We start from the raw sequence: 18,486 nt of genomic DNA, 5'->3' as shown, positions 1-18,486 counted from the left end.
TTATTTGCCGAATATAATGTAATCCCTTAAAATATTTTCCTCCCTAGCGGTTGGAATTTGTTTTCCATCAGAAATTCGACTTACTTCACGATACATATACTCCCTTAACTCAGACAAGTAAACACGATCTGATTTTGCATTTTGAAGTCTTTTCAAGAGCACATAAGTAAAAAGTCCTCCTTGCCATTCATCACTTTCCATAGCGTACTCTGCACCTCCAGCACTTGAGATAATGGTTGCACCAGACCCTTTTCTAACATCTGCAAATAAGTCCTCTGTCAACTTGGCCAGCGACTGCGTGCCTATACCTTCTTTTATTCGCACTCCAGCACCTGACGAACGGAATTTTAAGGTACCAGACTCCACTTCTGGAGCGGGTCCAACCTCTAGCTCATCTTTATCAAGCTCTCCCGAATGACAAGTGTCCATGATTAATACTTTTTTATAGGCTTTAATTTTTTCCATTAATCCAGTAATCATTTGATACGAAATACCTTCTTTTTCTGGACTGTCAAAATCCATTTTATGCGTAGCAAAAAAATAGTCATAATCGGCGTTTAAAACACCATGCCCAGCCAAAAACACAATGACCATGTCTTCATGTGTACATGATTCAAAAAACGAAGCTAAATCAAAAAATACGGAATCATCAACCTCCTTATCAACAAGCAATTTGGTATAAATGTGGTTAAAATGATTCTTACTTGTGGCAAAAGTCGTTAAAACATCTGTAGCATCTTTTTTTGGATATTTTAAGTTAAAACGATCATCCTCGTATTCTGAAACACCGATTGATACAATATAAAGATTATGCTTTTTTTCAGTTTTCGTTCTGTATATATCTAATTGCTCATATAACGATTCAACTCCATTAGAATTTCGGCAAGAAATTAGTATGCGATTCTCTCCTTCAACTAATGGAATTGTCAATTCTTTACGAAACGATTTAATTTGATGGTCAACTTTCATTCCTCCTCTTCCGTATATTGGAACGCCATTTACCTCGACCAAAATTGATTGAATAAAAGAATGATTATCCCATGCCTTTATCCAAACAACTTGCGAATCAGCATCAGTGACTAAAGCATACTCTGTTTCATTTTCAAGTTGAGGAAGCTCGTAATTAAGTTCAATTTCATCTTCGTTCAAATTTAGTTTTCGTAATCGCTTTTTAAAAAGGTAATAATATGCTTTTATTAATTGAGGATGACTTTTCCCTATTCTACTCGCAACAATATCCGGTCGATTTAAAAACACATCATATTGTTCAAACGGCACCACCTTTTCACCTACTCTAAACCCAACCGCATTAGTAGCCTTTCGTGAGGCAAAGTAATAATTATCGGGCGTATAAATCATAAACTCATTCCCACCTACCCCGTGATAGGTAGCCACCAATTCGCAGGATTGAAAGTCGAAGTAATTTATTGCCCCATCAATCGAGGCCGAAAAAAAACGATGCGAATTAGGGTCGGAAACCACCTTAATAACTTCACCTTTATGAGAATTAAATTTACATTTTACTTCACCCGATTTAAGTGACCAGCAGATAACACTGTTGTCCGCACGACCCACTGAATTATTTCCAGCTCCTGAAATCAAAAAAGCGTTGTCATAGGAGAAATCAATTGAATTTATACTATTTTCATGTCCCTTTAATGTGTAGACGGTCTCCCAATTATTTGTATTCCGAACTTTAATATCCTTCCCCCATGAAGCACTAGCAAGGTACTCTCCATTTGGACTGAATTTAACCGCCTTTATAGAAATACTTTGATCCGTAAAATTTTGTTCCAAGACTTGTGTGACATAGTTCCAGACTTTAGAAGTTTCATCCAAACTCCCTGATACCAATAAAGGTTTAGTAGGATGAAAATCCAAACTCAAGACACCTCCAGTATGCCCTTTTAAATCGGCAATTCGTTTCCCAGTTTCAACCTCCCAAACCTTGATAATATTTTGATATCCAGCAGCTGCAATAAACTTTCCATCCTCAGAAACCGTGAGTGATTGAATAACTTCATAATCAGTATCTAACTCATTAATTAACTTACCTGACTCAATATCGAATTGACCAATTTTCAACTGTGAAGTCATTGCAAGAATTGACTGTCCATCCGGCATAAACTGACATGGAAAAAAGCCTGGAATACTGTCAATAACCTTGTTTAAAGTTAGATCCCATATTTTCAAATTCAATTTATCAGTAGCAACTGCAAGATATTTTCCGGTAGGGTCATATGAAAAATTCATTACTCGATTTACCCTTCGGTTCAAATTCCTTACCACCTTTCGATGTTTTGTATTCAAAATTGTGATGCGATCGTAAGAAGCTAGAAAAAGAAGGTCATTTATCCAGTTATCAGCTATGGATTGAATATAAAACTGGCCGATTGGATATTTAAAATTTTGAACTTTTTTCTTCTTATGATAGTCAAAAACCACTAATTTATTTTCACTAAGCGATATATAAGCTAACTGATTTTCAGCATCTATAGAAAGTGCTATAATTTTGGACGAAAATTTAGGTGATTCATAAATAAACTCTTCTAATTCAGTATCAAACACGCGTACCTTATCATCATTAAACCCATAAATAATAAACCTACCGTCTTTTGAAATTTTTGATGAACAAAATGGGAAAATAAATGTATTGAAAAGTTGAAATTCTTTAATAAAATCGCCCGTTACCAGATCTATCTTAATTAATTTACCGAGGTGATCTAGACCATAAAGCATGTTTTTCTCCTCATCTAAAACGAAGTCAATTAAAGACATTTCATTCAAGGTCTCCTGCTTTAAACTTTTTAAATCAAGTTTCTTAATTCGATTATCAGGACCAAAATAAAACAAAACCGTTCCATCCTTATTGAAGCCTATCCCTTTACCATTTCCAGCTTGTGCATGAAAAATTTCAGTTCCTTCAATTGCATCCCAAACAATCAGCTCATCATTAAAAGACGTTCCTGCCAATGTTTTCTGATCATTTGAAAAAGCCAATTGCAAAACCCTTCCATCGGTCGACGGAAGGGTTCTAAACTCTTTTCCTGTTCTTAAATCCCAAATTTTAACCTGCTTATCATTAGATGCGCTCGCAAGCAATTGACCATCTTTAGTGACAGCCAGTGCATTAATTTGATCATTATGTCCCGTTGTCAAGACCACTTCCGGTTGATTCTTTCCCTTAATCGAAAAAATGGAAACAAGAAGTATCAGGCTCAACAGTACATTTTTCATGTTTGAATTTTATTAACTAAAATAACGAAAATCGTGCCCGTTTTTTATTTTAAGAAGACTTTCATAAATTAATTTAACACCATTTTCAACATCATCTTTGTGGGCCATTTCAACGGTTGTATGCATATATCGCAAAGGGGTGGATATAAGTACAGAAGGAACGCCGGCATTGGAATAAGCAAAAGCATCCGTATCCGTTCCAGTTGCCCGAGAAGCCGCAGCACGTTGGAATGGGATATTCTTATCTTCTGCAGCATTCATAACCAATTTCAAAAGATTATTTTGCACCGCTGGACCGTAAGTCAGTACCGGCCCTTTTCCGTTTTTTAAATCACCTTGAACAATTTTATTAATCATAGGTGTATTTGTATCATGACAAACGTCTGTAACGATTGCAACATTCGGCTTAATATGCTCTGCTATCATTTGCGCGCCACGCAGACCAACTTCTTCTTGAACAGAATTAGTTATGTATAAACCAAATGGCAACTTAATTTTATTCTCTTTTAACAATCGAGCTACTTCGGCAATCATAAAACCACCAATTCTATTGTCTAATGCTCTTCCAACTAGACGATTTTCATTTAAAATTAAAAATTCATCCTCATAAGTGATAACACAACCAACATGAATACCAAGGCTTTCAACTTCTTCTTTTGTATCACAACCTGCATCCAAAAAAATATTCTCCAAAGAAGGACCCGCTTCTTTTCCTTTTCGTGTATGAATTGCTGGCCATCCAAAAACAGCCTTAACTATACCCTTTTCTGTATGAATATTTACACGTTTCGAAGGTGCAATTTGATGATCTGAACCACCATTTCTTCTCAAATAAATAAAGCCATCATCAGTAATGTAATGAACAAACCATGAAATTTCATCCGCATGCGCCTCAATTACAACTTTATAGTCTGCTTCTGGATTTATTATACCAACAACAGTCCCATAGTTATCAATTGAATAATCGTCGATATATGGTTTTAAATAGTTTAACCACAATTTTTGACCTTCTTGTTCGAAACCCGTTGGCGATGGATTATTCAAATAACTCGTTAAAAAACTGATTGCCTTTTTATTAAAAATAGATTTTGATTTTCCCATTTTATAAAGGTAGTAAATCTTGAGCTTGGTCTTCAAAAATCGACCAAATTCTAATTTATGTAGATTAAATAATGAAAATCATCGTCTTATTCTACCTTTTAAGGTGAGATTTTATATTTCATGCTGTTTTTTTCGTAAATTCGTAAGCTATTAAAGTCTTGGGACTTTCAGTGACAAAACATTAAACTTCACAACGAGGATTAAATGAAAACAAAAGCGATACTTACTTTATTCACAATAATGTTGTCTGTTTTTGGTGTCAAAAGCCAAAATCATAGTTACAGCAAGCAAGTTGAAAAAGAATATAAACTAGGAATTAAAGCCTACGAATTAAAATCTGACGAAGAAGCTTTAGAACACTTCAACAAATGTTTATCACTTGACACGTCTTGTTTCGAGGCGAACATGGGTATTGCTCAAATTCGTTACCAACAAGGTGACTATAAAAAAGCCGTGTTGGCATGTCAAAATGCCCTGAATAATCGTCCCAACTCAGGTCAAGCCATGGGGTTAATGGGAAAAACTATTGTTGAAACAGGAGATTATAAAAATGCGGCCGAATATCTTCAAAAATCAATTGCTTTAGGCAATAATAGTGACGAAAATCAATTAGCGCTGGCCCGGGCATATTCAAGACTCAATCAATTTGATGAAGCCGCAATCTATTTCGATGCCCTTTCTAATCGCCAAAAAAACAACATTGAGTATTGGTATTATCTCGGAAACTTAAATGAATTCAAAGGTGATTTTATTGCTGCTCGAAAAAATTATGAACAAGCCATCACACTTGATTCCCTACATCATTATTCCAACCTGAGATTAATCAACACATTAGTAACATTAAAGGATTTTGAGAAAATTCCGAACTTATTAGCAAATGCAGGAGAGAATAGTCAAACACCGGATGAACAGATTAATTTGTTGTTGATAGAAGGTTATTATCATCAAGAAAAAAAGGAATTTGAGAAAGCAAAAACTGCTTATGAGAAAGCGTATAATTTAGATCGAGATAATATTTCATGTTTAATATACTTTAGCGCCTTATACATAGATATGGAGGAGTATGAAAAAGCTGTAGAAAAATGTAATCAAGTCATTGACCTATCGCCTGAAAATAGTGAAGCCTATTTTAATCGCGGTATTGCCAATGAAATGTTAAGAAATTTAGAACAAGCTTGTGCTGACTGGGAAGAAGCTTTCCTTTTAGGGTCTCAACGAGCGGTAGAATATTTAAATAGTTCAATTTGTAATGAATAGTCTAAAAGCCATTTTTTATATTTTTTGTCTTTGCATTACCTCAACAGGATTTGCTCAGAACGAAGACGTCCCTTTTGATAAAAAGATTTTCGCAGATGACAAGCTTGGATTCGAGCAAGCCGTAAAATCAATACGAACAGGAGATTCGTACTTTTTTGACGGAAAAGATGAGCTTGTCGACGAAGCTTTAAAGCATTATTTGGATGCCCAAAAATTCAATCCCTATTCTTCGATGTTAAACTATAAAATAGGCGTTTGTTACTTGTACAGTGCGAACAAACTGAATAGCTTAGCTCATTTTCAATTTGTGGAAAAGGTAAACCCTGAAATTGACCCTGAACTCGACTTTTATTTGGGGCAATCATATCAGCTTTGGGGAGAGTTTGATCTTGCCATTGAATATTACAATAGTTTCAAGCAAACACTGAACGACAATGATTCGGAGCAAGCATTTTTCATTGAGAGAAAAATTCAAGAGTGCAATACAGGGTTAGAATTAATCAAATCACCGATCCGCGTGTGGATCGATAATTTAGGAGATAGCATAAACACTGAATATTCTGAGTTTTCACCTGTTATTTCAGCAGATAATAAAGTTTTATTCTTTACCGGCCGACGTCCAGATTCTGAAGGTGGTAAAACTGATCGGTCGGGGAAATATTATGAGGATATTTATTTCTCAAAACGAGAGTTTAAAGAAGAATGGCAAACGGCCAAAAATATTGGTAAGCCAATTAATACAGAATCACATGATGCAACTGTAGGAATAGCTGCTGATGGTAAATCAGTTTTCATTTACAAAGGAATTAATGCGAAAAATGGCGATCTATTTATCACGCGTGAGCTTGATGACAAAACATGGGCAGAGCCTCAAAGTATAGGAGATGGAATAAACACTAAATATCACGAATCAAGTGCTTCTCTTTCATTTGATGAGCAAACTTTATTTTTTGTTTCAAACAAACCTGGAGGATTTGGTCAACATGATATTTATAAAGCGACTTGGAATACTGAAAAAGAAAAGTGGACAGATGTACAGAATTTAGGCAGTGTTATTAATACCGAGTTCGAAGAAAAAGGTGTATTCTACCATGACCCTACGCGAACATTATATTTTTCATCAGATGGCCATGCGAACATGGGCGGATTAGATGTATTTAAGACAATCTACAATGAAGAAGACAACTCATGGTCGAAACCTGAAAATATTGGATACCCTATTAACACACCTGATGATGATATTTACTTTGTCGTAACTGGTAATTCAAGGTATGCTTATTATTCTTCTTGGAGACAAGATGGTTTTGGAGAGAAAGATATTTATAAAATCACCTTTTTGGGTGCTGCAAAAAAACCAGCTGTAATTGAGTTACAAAATGAACTACAAGCTTTTGAACATCAAAGAACAGCATTAACACCTCTTGAAAAAGATCAACCAAAATTTTTATTGAGCGGACAATTAACCGATTCAGATGGAAACGGAATTCCCGGTCAATTAACTATAAAAGACCGTAAAACAGACAATATAATCAAAAAGGTGAATACGCTTGCAGATGGTTACTACTCTGTTCTTCTTGACCCTGGAAAAGAAATTGAGGTTGAAGCTACATCCGATGGATTTCAATTTGGCAAAAAACAGCTTACAACAGATATGGTCGTTCCAGCCTACGAGGAGCTAAATTTTGTCTTAGGTGGTAAGGGCGAAACCCCACTTGATATGATCGTTAAGAATGACGACCCAGAAAAATCAGATGATGTTATACGCAATCGCGTAAATCAACCGTCAACCGACGATACTCCGAAAGAGGATGGCTCCAATGGAACAACTGGTAATAGCACTACAACAGCGGATGAGCAAATTGCTGAAAATAATGAGCAAACTAATCAGTCTTCTGAAGAAGTTAAAAAGGATGGAAATAAAACTAACACCATCGAAGATAAACCAGTGAATACTGATACAGAAGAGCATGTCACGCAAAAGGAAAAAGTAGACATTGATGAAGTCGCTGTGAGCACTAACAAAAAAGAGAATGAAACCGTTAAGGGAACTATTGAAAGTTCGGGGACAGCTAAATCAGAATACAATATTTACTTCGCTTTTGATCAAGCCAAACTTAATCACGTTGCATTTAACGCATCTCCCCAAAAAACATTGGATGAATTAGCGGAGAACATGCGTAATAATCCATCAATGAAAATTGAATTAGGAGGACATACCGACCAACGAGGAGATGCTAAATACAATCAATACCTTTCTGAAAAGAGAGCTGAGATTGCAAAACAATACCTTGTTAAAAAGGGAATTGACGCGGCAAGAATCAAAGCAAAGGGATATGGAGAACAGCAGCCAGTTATTTCGCTCTCAGAAATTCGACTTTTAAAAACAAACCGAGAAAAAGAGGTTGCTTATCAGAAAAACAGAAGAACTGTTGTCAAAATTTTAAATAACTAATTCCGACTTTCCTCTTTTCAAAATTTAAATAATCTACCAATGAGAATTATTATTGCAGCACTTGCTTTTGCAAGTACTTTAACTTCACACGGACAAAACTATAGCCTTAAAGATTTTTTTGTTTATGACGCAGAACTAGAACAAAAAATTGATGAAGTATTTGAAACATTAACCGACACGAGTAAAGCCGGTCAAATGATAATTCCCGCAGCAGGAAGACTAGGTAAATCTCAAAGTCACCTTAATGAATTACTTAGAAAAAATTACATTGGAGGTATTTTGTTGCTGAATGGAACCAAAGAAGGTTTTATTGAGATGGTTTCAGCATTTAATACGTTAAATGAAAAATCGAACGGACTACCCTTAATCTATTCGGCAGATGCAGAACCAAGTTTAATTGGTTATAAAATTAAGAATTGTGCTCCCGTTAAAAAAGCCAATCAAATGATCAGTAGGGATGAAGTTCGCTACTTTGCAAAATCAATAAGTAAAGACCTTACCGATATTGGCATTAACTATAACTATGCACCTGTTGTTGATATGTCTCCAAATGAGGCAATTTCATACCGTGCATTTGGCAACAATGCTGATACCGCTCAAATTTGGTCACGAATATTTATAGAGGAAACTCAAAATCAAGGAATTGTTGCCACCGCCAAACATTTCCCTGGACATGGTTATGTAGTTGGTGACACGCATAAAAAGCTGGTTTATATCGACGGGGAGATGAAAGAGGTAAAGAACTATACTCCCTTAATAAATGCCGGTGTTCTATCTATTATGGTAGCGCACATAGCCGTTAAGAATAACTCCGAATATAATACAGATGATCAACCTGCATCAACTTCTCGAAAAATTGTTACCGATTTATTGAAGCGGAATATGAACTTCAAAGGACTTGTAGTAACTGATGCCATGAATATGGGAGGTGTGGTAAACATTCCTAATTGTGAATTAAAAGCGGCGAAAGCGGGCTGCGATTTTATTCTCATGCCTGTTGACGAAGAGAAAGCCTTGTTTGATATATTGGAAGAAATGAATAAAAACGAAGCTTTTAAAAAACAAGTATATGCATCTGTTCGCAAAATTATACGTTTAAAAATTTGTTTAGGACTCATTGAGTAGTTCAGTTTCGAATCGCCCTTCATTTAATTTTTCCGAAAGGGTTCTTTATGAAGAATTATTCAACCTTTCTGCAATAATACTTTGAAATATAGCGGTGCATATAGATTAGAAACGAACATTTTTGGTGGGTATTTTTCATAGCTACTAATTCTCTATACTTTCTTTTTTTGCGCGATAATCAGAACCTAATTACGCTTAGCAAAAGGTTGAAGTCTCACTAATTCAACCGTTTAATTACTTTTAGACAACATAATGACTGGATTATGGTGAAAAGTTAAAAATAACATACTCATCGTATTCTGTTATACATAAAAGACGGTTCACGAATGCGCCAGCTGAACAAATAGTGCACAAAAAAACCGTCTCAATTTAATTGAAACGGTTTTAGTATTTATCGTTGATTTATTCTTAGGCGTTACCTTTATTGTAATCAGCCAAGAATTTTTCTAATCCAGAATCTGTTAAAGGATGTTTTAATAATCCCATGATTGAACTTAGAGGACCTGTCATAACATCTGCTCCAATTTCTGCACAATTTATAATGTGCATTGTATGTCTCACTGATGCGGCTAAAATTTGCGTATCGAATTGATAGTTATCATAAATCAATCTAATTTGAGCGATTAAATCCAACCCATTTGAAGAGATGTCATCCAATCGACCAACAAAAGGAGAAAGGTAAGTTGCTCCAGCTTTTGCTGCAAGAATGGCTTGACCTGGTGAAAACACCAATGTACAATTGGTTCGAATACCTTTATCTGAGAAATACTTGATTGCTTTAATCCCATCCTTAATCATAGGAATTTTTACCACGATATTTTCATGTAAAGCAGCTAAAGCTTCACCTTCACGAATCATTCCTTCGTAATCTGTTGAGATTACTTCAGCGCTCACATCTCCGTCCACAATATTACAAATATCAACGTAGTGCTTTAAGATATTTTCGCTTCCCGTAATGCCTTCTTTAGCCATTAAAGACGGGTTTGTTGTTACCCCATCTAAAATCCCAAGGTCATTTGCTTCTTTGATTTCGTCGAGATTTGCTGTATCGATAAAAAATTTCATTTTTAATTAAGGTTTTTGTTTGAGACAAAGATATAATTTAGCGTTCGGAATATCGAAAAAAATTATTAACAGTTATGAACGATATGATACAAGTCGAAGGATAAGCTTTATCGTCATAACATTTCTTGTTGATAAAGTAACCATTGCCATGCAGTGTTCAGCTGCTTAAAAACATGTTTACCGCCAAGGATGGAAATGGCAGCTCTCGTGTACTATAAAACAATTATCAAATTAGATTGACTCAAAGTGGAGCGTCGCAAACTCTTGAGGCAACTAAATTTGATGTTTTATAGAACGAGACTATAATGTACAGCCTGTTCGGCGGCCAAATACTAACTCACTTGCTGAACGAATTATTGAATTATAATAAATAAAAAACCACTACTTGCAAATAGTGGTTTATATAATGGGATGTTAATGTCAAAAAAAGTGGGTAAGCTACTCGTATCGCACCGCTCAACCATTTACCCTTGCTGTGTTCCCACCCTGGGGGATTCAACAGGAGCTGGTCGTACAAGACTTACCCGGCACAAAAGTAGCCAAACTAAATAAAATGACCAGTATGATTTTGATTTTTTTTTAATGAAAAAATAACCTATCCATAAATCTCATGCATCTCCAAAACTTTAATTTTAATTTCTTCACGAAGCTCTTTGGGCTTAACCACTTCTATTTGAGAGCCATAAGACAAGACCGTCCGTTTTAGTTCTTCTGAAACGATAACTTTTAAACTAAATGTATTTCTTGATTTTCCTTCTTTAATGAGTTTTTGACTCGCATGCAAGGGTTGTGATTCAAGGTATTTTGATCCAATTTTATCGACTTTAAAGATTACTTTTTCAGGAAGACTGTCATTTGCCGTAATACCGATTGAGTTTTTAAAATAATTCTCTGCATCAAATTCAATTTTCTGCAAGTAGGTATCTTCCGTAACTTGGAGGTTGGCCATTCGATCTAGACCAAAAGTCATTACTTTTTCTTTATCAAGGGAAAAACAAATTAAGTACCAGCGATTTCTATACTCTTTTAGCAAAAGAGGAAGCACTCTTCTAGGTTTCGTTTTTTCGCTGACATAACTTGTATAGAGAAAGCTTACGACTTGTTTCTCTTGAATTGCTTTTAAGAAATCTGGAAGCATTTCATTCCCTTTTCCAGTATCATGGACAGTTTCAAATTGCACATAATTTTCAACATTGGCGTCTGTTGGATTGCTTGAAATGTGAACACGATCAAAAATTTTGTCAATTGCGAAGCCAAATTGCTTAAAAATACCAACATCACGAAATTGCATTAAAGTATTTGAAGCAAATTTAATGGCGTCAATATCATCTTGGGAAAGCGGAATTTTATCAATGCTAAAATCCTCATCTTCGTAATAATAACCTTTATCACGTTTACTATACTTGATAGGGGCATCAAAATCCATGCGCATCGCAAAAAGATCCTTTTCAATTGTTGAATCGCAAATATCTGCACCTGAATCACTTCCGTACAAAGCCTCTTCGCAGGCCCTTCTAAGGTCTTCTTTTGTCGGAAATGGATTGTATTGATTTCGAATTAGTCGATCAATGATGCGGTACCTTATCTGTGCGTTCTTAATTCTTGACATTTGTAACAATTTGATTCATTAAAGTTATAAAACATATTAATTTTGCATTCATGAAATGGTCAATAATTCTATTCCTTTCTGGGTTGTTTTTTTCCTCTTCTAAACTTTATGCGGGAGATCATTCTGAGAATCTGCGGGATTCAATTATTCAATTTGCTCAAAAACAAATTGGTATAAGCTATCAATATGGAGGAAGTAGTCCCAAAGGCTTTGATTGTTCTGGATTTGTTCACTATGTATTTAATCGCTTTAACATTCCAACACCACGCACAAGTGGTGGTTATAAGAATGAAGGAATAGAAACAGCTTTAAAGTCTTGTCGAAAAGGTGATGTCATTCTATTTACGGGAACCGATTCAAACGTTAAAACCATTGGCCATGTCGGCATTATCCTAGAAAATAAAGACGGTGAGATTAATTTCATTCACAGCAGCTCATCAAAGAAGCATTATGGAGTTACCGTTACTCGCTACAACAATAGCGGCTATGTAAAACGATTTATAAAAGTGATAAACATTCTAACATGAAGAAATACTACAGTTTAATTCTTTCCTCGTTACTACTGTTCAACTGTTCGGATTCTGCACCTAAAAAAAACCTCGTTGAGGAAGGTGAAATGTCGGAAATTAATACTTCTGACACTTGCGCATGTGATGAGTTAAAGGACAGCGCAGCTGTATATTACAAAGATAAAACTCCGTATACTGGAGTATGTGTTTATAATTATCCTAACACCGAAACTCCGTATATGGTAAAAGGTGTTATGAACGGAAAATTACATGGCAAAGTGACTTATTATGACCAAGGTGGCGAGGTGATTATGGAAGAGTTATACGAGGGAGGACGTAAGAAGCGGAATGGAAATTCGGCACCAATTACATGCGAATGTTCTGAGCTTGATATTCAACCCATACCTGGATCTACAGTAAAACGGGCATTTCTCGATGAAATTCCTTTTACCGGAACCTGTATAAAGCACTATCCAGAGAGCGATCAAAAATACATGGACGCTTCGTATAAAAACGGTGTATTGGATGGATTTACCACTTATTTTGACAAAACTGGTGTTCCACTTTATATGGAAAAGTATGAACGCGGAGAACTCTTAAAGGTTATCCACGACAGTCACTAGTCATTATGCTTCAATGCTTGGTTTGGTGAATTTTTCTTCTCTAAACCCAAACAATTGGTAAAATTTAATGGCTTTCATTACAGATTCTGGTACATCTTCCTCCCAGTTTGAAACGCCAGAATGAATTTTTGAAAGCACATCATCAGATAAGATGTGTAATAATTTTTTATCAAACTCTTCAATTGATGCAATTTTATTGGTCTTAAGCATATACTCAAGCAACCCTTCTAGATGCGGAGGGATTTCAAAATTCTCCAAATCATAAATATCGCCGGTCTCTACATTTAAAGCTGGGTAAACATACATTTTGATGTTATGACCAAAGCCTCTACCAAAAGCTTCTAGCAGGCCACCATTAAGCGTATTATAGTATTTTTCGTCAAAAATATTTTGAAGATTATAGATACCCAGCAAAACACCTATCTTTTTGTTTTTTGTTATTAAAGAAAGGTATTCTATCATCTTATAGTGCTTGAGGTAGTTACTAATCATAACTGTATACCCCATAGAGCAAAGTAATTCAGCTCGATCTATAAAGTCTGTATCAGAAATTTTCCCGTCTGCAGTTAGATCTTTTAGTGTGAGTTCTAAAACCAGCGCAGTATTTTTTTCATCAACATCCTCTTCGTCCAGGTATAATTTGGTTCCAGCCTCAATCATGTTCACATGTACTTTTGTCATTGGACGAAAACGCCCACGCATCAAGAGCACGTTTTTCTTGTAAAGTGCTGTGGTTGGTTGTAATACTTGACCGCTTTGATCGAACATCGTCGCGTCAGTTAAGCCCATTTTAACCAATTTTAGAGCAATAATCCGATTATCCAGGTATTGTAAATCGGCACCTGAAACCCGTAGCATATCTATTTCCACACGAGAGCGAGGCAATCGATAAGTTAAAGCATCTAAAAAAGCTTCAATACTAGCATGCTCAAAATAAGCAGCATGAAGCAAATTCACGCCTAATATCCCTAATGCTTCTTGTTGTCTTTTATTACTCGTGTCATGCATTTTAATGTGCATAACAATCTCGTTTGGTGCTTGTCCGATTGCATCTTGAAATTTTAAACCAATCCAGCCTTGACCTTGATTTGTTTTGTGATAATTGAGGGATTCAACCGTATTTGCAAATGCAAAAAATCGACTTTCTTTAGCGCGTTCATGTAACGTTGTTTCTAACGTAGCGTATTCTTTTTCCAGCATTTGTAAGAGTCGCTCTTCACAAACGTATCTTGAACATTTACCATACATGCTGTCCGATACTTTCATATCATAAGCAGAATGGGTGTAGGCTATTGTTCCTGAAGATCCACCTGCCTTAAAAAAATTTGCCGCTACCTCTTGTCCCGCACCAATTTCTGCAAACGAACCGTAAATATCTTGTTTTAAATTAATCTCTAACGCCTTCTCCTCTGTCGTTAATCTTCGCTGTTTTGACATTATATTTTTTGTTTTTTCACTTCAACCGTTGATTCGAGTAGAAACCAACTTATCTAAAAGGTAAATGTACAAATTATTAAAAAGAATTTCTCATTTAATTTTCAATACCTTTTCAAATACAAATTTAGTAGTAATTACACTTATTATAACGATTAGAATCGAGACTTTTTAATGGAAAGACCGATTCTTTTCCTTTCTATATCTACGGAAACCACCACCGCCGAGACATGATCATGTAGCGCGATAAAATCTACAGGGGAGCTGACATATTCATCCGACAATTCTGTCTTATGAATTAATCCATTTTCTTTGATACCAATATTAACGAATGCTCCAAAATCGGTTACATTCGTTACAACCCCATTTAATCTCATTCCAATCTTAATATCATCAATTGTTTTAATTCCTTCTGAAAACCGCATTACTTTAGCCATTGCTCGCGGGTCATTCCCAGGTTTTTCCAATTCCTGAAAGATATCATTTACAGTATATTCACCAACTTTCTGTTTCCACTCGTCGGAAACATTGTTTTTAAGGTTTTTCACTTTTTCTGGCTGACCTATTAACGTCTCGATTTTCATTCCCAAGCGTTCTACTTCTGTCACTAAAACCTGATAATGTTCGGGGTGTACAGCGCTATTATCAAGTGGGTTTTTCGGATTCTTTATCCTTAAAAATCCAGCGCTCTGTTGAAATGCATTTTCACCTAATCTTGCAACTTTTTTCAAATCCAGACGAGATTCGAACCGACCATTTTCCTTCCGATATTCAATTATATTTTCGGCTAATTTCGGACCCAATCCAGCTACATATGCCAATAAATATTTCGAAGCCGTATTCAGGTTAACCCCTACTCTATTCACGGTCATTTCCACAACATGATCCAATTTTTCTTGTAATTTAGTTTGGTTAACGTCATGTTGATATTGTCCTACACCAAGGGATTTAGGATCAATTTTCACCAATTCAGCTAATGGATCCATTAAACGCCGCCCAATCGAAACAGCGCCTCGCACGGTAACATCAAATTCAGGAAACTCTTCCCTTCCAATTTTCGATGCCGAATAAATCGAAGCCCCATCCTCACGAACGACAAAAACAGACAAATCTCGGTCAAAATGAATACGTTTTATAAATTGTTCTGTTTCGCGACCAGCTGTTCCATCACCAATTGCTATAACTTCAATTTTATAAGCTTGTACTAGTTGACTAATTTTAGCAGAGGCCTTGCTCGTGTCTTTTTGAGGTGGATGAGGAAAAACAGTGACATTCGTTAATAACTGTCCTTGTTCATCCAAACAAACAACCTTGCAACCCGATTTAAATCCTGGATCTATGGCAAGTACACGCTTTGCCCCTAAAGGAGGAGCTAAGAGTAATTTTTCCAAGTTTTTAGAAAACGTTAATATGGACTGCTCGTCCGCTAAGTTTTTAAAATGATTTTTAGTTTCCGTTTCTAAACTTGGTTGTAGAAGACGTTTGTATGCATCTTTAATTGCGGTATTAACAAGTTGACTTGCTTCATTTGAATTTTTAATAAAAAAACGCTCTAACCAAGCAAAAGTATACTCTTTATTCGGTTCAATTTTCAGTCGTATAAAGCCTTCATCTACTCCACGCAATAAAGCCAAAAGTCTGTAGGATGGGAGGTTTTGAATCCGCTGAGAGAAATCGAAAAAGTCGCGGTACTTATCTGCTTCTTCTTTTTTAGATTTTACCACTTTGGCGTGTATTACTCCATGTTCTAGGAATGATTTTCTAAGCTTATCACGAACAATATCATTTTCATTCATCCAATCTGCGATAATAAACAAAGCCCCTTCAATCGCAGCTTCCGAATTTGGATAGTTTTCAGAAGTAAAACGTCCAGCAGCTTGCAAAGGATCATAGTTTTCTTGCTTCATTATGATTTTCGCTAATCCTTCCAACCCAGCTTGGCGAGCCTGCTCAGCTTTAGTTTTCCTTTTAGATTTATAAGGTAAATACAAATCTTCAAGGCGATTTAAATCAAACGTTGTCTTAATCTTTTCAATTAAACCAGCGTTTTCAATCTTTTTTTCCTTTAAAACCGATAAAATATAGGTTTGTCTTTTGAGTATATTATCGTACTCGTCACCGGCTTGTTGAATTTTAAATATCTCAACTTCATCTAAATTCCCTGTTGCCTCTTTTCGATAACGCGAAATGAACGGAATAGTCGCTTTATCTTGCAACAAGCGATCAGTATTAGTGACACTATGCTTAGATAGCCCTGTTATTTTTATGATATACGTTATTCTATCCATAACTTGCTTATCGTTTTATTTTAAATTGAGGCGTAAATTTAGCTATTAAACCGTATTTTAGTCCTGCAACCTATAAGTTAAAAACCTAACACTACATGAAAAATGCTTTTGAACACTTAAATGTGATTGAAATTGCGAGCGTTTTAGCCGGCCCGTCAGTTGGGATGTTCTTTGCTGAAATGAATGCCAAAGTGACTAAAATTGAAAATAAAAAAACAGGCGGTGATGTGACTCGTTCATGGAAATTGGCGTCTGAGGGTGAAAACGAAAACGTTTCGGCGTACTATGCTTCGGTGAATTGGAACAAAAAGTCCATATTTATGGATTTCACGATTCAAGAAGAAATGGCGGCATTAAAAAACTTGATTCAAGAAGCCGATGTTTTAATTGTAAATTTTAAAGAAGGTGATGCTAAAAAATTTGGTCTGACTTATGAGGAACTAAAAATAATGAATCCACGGCTTATTTATGGCGAGATAAATGGATTTGGAGAAGGGAATGAAAGGGTTGCCTACGATTTAATATTGCAGGCGGAAACTGGATTTATGTCCATGAATGGTACCCCAAATTCGGGTCCCGTTAAAATGCCTGTAGCTTTAATTGACATCCTTGCTGGTCAACAATTAAGGTCAGGTATACTGACTGCATTATACGAACGAGATGCACTCCACAAAGGTGGTGTAAAAGTCGCTGTTTCTTTGTTCGATGCGGCAATTGCTGCTTTAGCTAATCAAGCTACAAATTGGCTCATGAATCACCATATTCCAGAACGAATTGGAAGTACGCATCCTAATATTGCGCCGTATGGTGAACTATTTACTACCAAAGATAATATCATCGTTACCTTCGCAATTGGGAGCAATAAACAATTCGAAAATTTATGTTTGACACTTGATAAGAAAGAGCTCGTAAACCACCCTAACTTTGAAGACAATCAAAATCGAGTTGAAAATCGACTTTCATTATCCTCCTATCTACAAGAAGCCGTAGGTCAATTCAAAGCAGAGGAACTGGTTAACGAACTTGTTGAATTAAAGGTACCTGTTGCACGCATCAAAAATTTAAAAGAAGTTTTCGATTCAGCCGCAGCACAGGAATTAATTTTAGAAGAAAAAATTGGGGATTTATTAACCAAACGAGTTAAAACGAGCATTTTCAAAATTAACCGTTAAGCTCTTTTCCGACTTTGTTTCAATAATTTTTTGATTCGATCATCAATTAAACGCATCAATAATCGACTGTCTTTATCATTTAACCTACGGCCAAAGGATTTCTCTTTCCCCATATAACTGAATGATAAAGCATCTGTTCCCATTGACCAATATGCGTTCTCAAAAAACTGACCAAACGAGGTTTCCTCTTGCTTTCTTTGGCCAAACTTCTTAATATTTTCGAAAAAATAACGGTTAGCTTTACCGTATGACAATATGGACTTTTTTATGGTCATCCCATCTAAATCTAACCGCAGTAGTTCTTTCCCAAAACGATACCACAATAGTGCTTTCACAGTTTTAAATTCGAAATACCCCCAAAACCCCAAAAAAACAATCGCATAAATTCGTTGATTATCCAATTCTTCTTCCGTTGGTATATCCATATAATTTAGACCAACAAACCCTGTTAAAAGTTGATACAACATGTACAACCCAATAAAAGTAAAAGAAACAACCCAAAGTGTCAAAAGAATTTCTTTCCACCAAACACGTATTGGATGAATAACGATGGTTGTACTTTTATCTTGATCCACAATACTGATGCGATCACCAATCCATTTCTCCATACTGAT

The 18,486-nt window shown here is 35.7% G+C and carries 13 protein-coding genes and 1 other RNA gene; 6 read left to right on the top strand and 8 right to left on the bottom strand.

Features of this window, described 5'->3' with window-relative positions; translation table 11 throughout:
- Both A8143_RS14655 and A8143_RS14650 read right to left on the bottom strand, forming a co-directional pair.
- Nucleotides 1-3,237: a caspase family protein gene (locus A8143_RS14655; RefSeq protein ID WP_066759692.1), complete on the bottom strand. Its 3,237-nt coding sequence runs from the start codon at nt 3,235-3,237 to the stop codon at nt 1-3.
- A gap of 12 nt (nt 3,238-3,249) precedes the next feature.
- Nucleotides 3,250-4,338 carry a M42 family metallopeptidase gene (locus A8143_RS14650; RefSeq protein ID WP_066759690.1) on the bottom strand — a complete coding sequence of 363 codons (1,089 nt, stop codon included), beginning with the start codon at nt 4,336-4,338 and terminating at the stop codon, nt 3,250-3,252.
- 204 nt (nt 4,339-4,542) lie between these two features.
- On the opposite strand from A8143_RS14650, the gene A8143_RS14645 reads away from it, so the two are divergent.
- From A8143_RS14645 to A8143_RS14635, 3 genes are read left to right on the top strand one after another with little or no spacing between them, the layout of a single operon-like run.
- Nucleotides 4,543-5,595 carry a tetratricopeptide repeat protein gene (locus tag A8143_RS14645; protein WP_066759688.1) on the top strand — a complete coding sequence of 351 codons (1,053 nt, stop codon included), beginning with the start codon at nt 4,543-4,545 and terminating at the stop codon, nt 5,593-5,595.
- Nucleotides 5,588-8,047 (top strand): OmpA family protein, encoded by a 2,460-nt coding sequence (locus tag A8143_RS14640; protein ID WP_066759686.1) that lies wholly within the window; start codon nt 5,588-5,590, stop codon nt 8,045-8,047. The genes A8143_RS14645 and A8143_RS14640 overlap by 8 nt, the downstream gene beginning before the upstream one ends.
- A 39-nt stretch (nt 8,048-8,086) precedes the next feature.
- Complete coding sequence (locus tag A8143_RS14635; protein ID WP_066759683.1) at nt 8,087-9,172, top strand: glycoside hydrolase family 3 N-terminal domain-containing protein; 1,086 nt, start codon at nt 8,087-8,089, stop codon at nt 9,170-9,172.
- A gap of 408 nt (nt 9,173-9,580) precedes the next feature.
- Here the strand turns inward: A8143_RS14635 and fsa are convergent, their stop codons facing one another.
- The 3 genes from fsa to A8143_RS14620 form a co-directional block, all read right to left on the bottom strand.
- Nucleotides 9,581-10,237: a fructose-6-phosphate aldolase gene (gene fsa, locus A8143_RS14630; protein ID WP_066759677.1), complete on the bottom strand. Its 657-nt coding sequence runs from the start codon at nt 10,235-10,237 to the stop codon at nt 9,581-9,583.
- A 428-nt stretch (nt 10,238-10,665) separates the two neighbouring features.
- Nucleotides 10,666-10,763, bottom strand: an RNA gene (ffs, locus tag A8143_RS14625) — signal recognition particle sRNA small type.
- Nucleotides 10,764-10,832: 69 nt separating this feature from the next.
- Entirely contained in the window at nt 10,833-11,846 is a 1,014-nt protein-coding gene (locus A8143_RS14620) for a helix-turn-helix transcriptional regulator (RefSeq protein ID WP_066759675.1), read from the bottom strand.
- Between the two features lie 50 nt (nt 11,847-11,896).
- Between A8143_RS14620 and A8143_RS14615 the strand changes: the two genes are divergently transcribed.
- Together A8143_RS14615 and A8143_RS14610 are read left to right on the top strand one after the other, a co-directional pair.
- Nucleotides 11,897-12,373, top strand: coding sequence for a C40 family peptidase (locus tag A8143_RS14615; protein WP_217494816.1), 477 nt, complete (start codon nt 11,897-11,899; stop codon nt 12,371-12,373).
- Nucleotides 12,370-12,978 carry a toxin-antitoxin system YwqK family antitoxin gene (locus tag A8143_RS14610; protein WP_066759673.1) on the top strand — a complete coding sequence of 203 codons (609 nt, stop codon included), beginning with the start codon at nt 12,370-12,372 and terminating at the stop codon, nt 12,976-12,978. The genes A8143_RS14615 and A8143_RS14610 overlap by 4 nt, the downstream gene beginning before the upstream one ends.
- A gap of 3 nt (nt 12,979-12,981) precedes the next feature.
- Here A8143_RS14610 and A8143_RS14605 read toward each other — a convergent pair whose 3' ends face one another.
- Nucleotides 12,982-14,415 (bottom strand): nicotinate-nucleotide adenylyltransferase, encoded by a 1,434-nt coding sequence (locus A8143_RS14605; protein WP_066759671.1) that lies wholly within the window; start codon nt 14,413-14,415, stop codon nt 12,982-12,984.
- A 152-nt stretch (nt 14,416-14,567) separates the two neighbouring features.
- Nucleotides 14,568-16,700, bottom strand: a complete 2,133-nt coding sequence (locus A8143_RS14600) for a Tex family protein (RefSeq protein WP_066759669.1) — start codon at nt 16,698-16,700, stop codon at nt 14,568-14,570.
- A 95-nt stretch (nt 16,701-16,795) separates the two neighbouring features.
- Here A8143_RS14600 and A8143_RS14595 point away from each other — a divergent pair, with 95 nt between their 5' ends.
- The gene (locus A8143_RS14595; RefSeq protein ID WP_066759668.1) at nt 16,796-17,872 is read left to right on the top strand and encodes a CaiB/BaiF CoA transferase family protein; all 1,077 of its coding nucleotides are present in this window, start codon (nt 16,796-16,798) and stop codon (nt 17,870-17,872) included.
- On the opposite strand, the gene A8143_RS14590 is transcribed toward A8143_RS14595, so the two are convergent.
- Nucleotides 17,869-18,480, bottom strand: coding sequence for a hypothetical protein (locus tag A8143_RS14590; protein ID WP_066759667.1), 612 nt, complete (start codon nt 18,478-18,480; stop codon nt 17,869-17,871). The two genes, A8143_RS14595 and A8143_RS14590, sit on opposite strands and share 4 nt — an antisense overlap.
- Nucleotides 18,481-18,486: the final 6 nt, after the last annotated feature.

Origin of the sequence: Crocinitomix algicola, assembly GCF_001661595.2 — a bacterium.
In the GTDB taxonomy this organism is placed as follows: Bacteria; Bacteroidota; Bacteroidia; order Flavobacteriales_D; family Crocinitomicaceae; genus Crocinitomix; species Crocinitomix algicola.
Note: the sequence above shows the minus strand (reverse complement) of the source record. Positions and strands in the feature narration are given on the sequence as shown.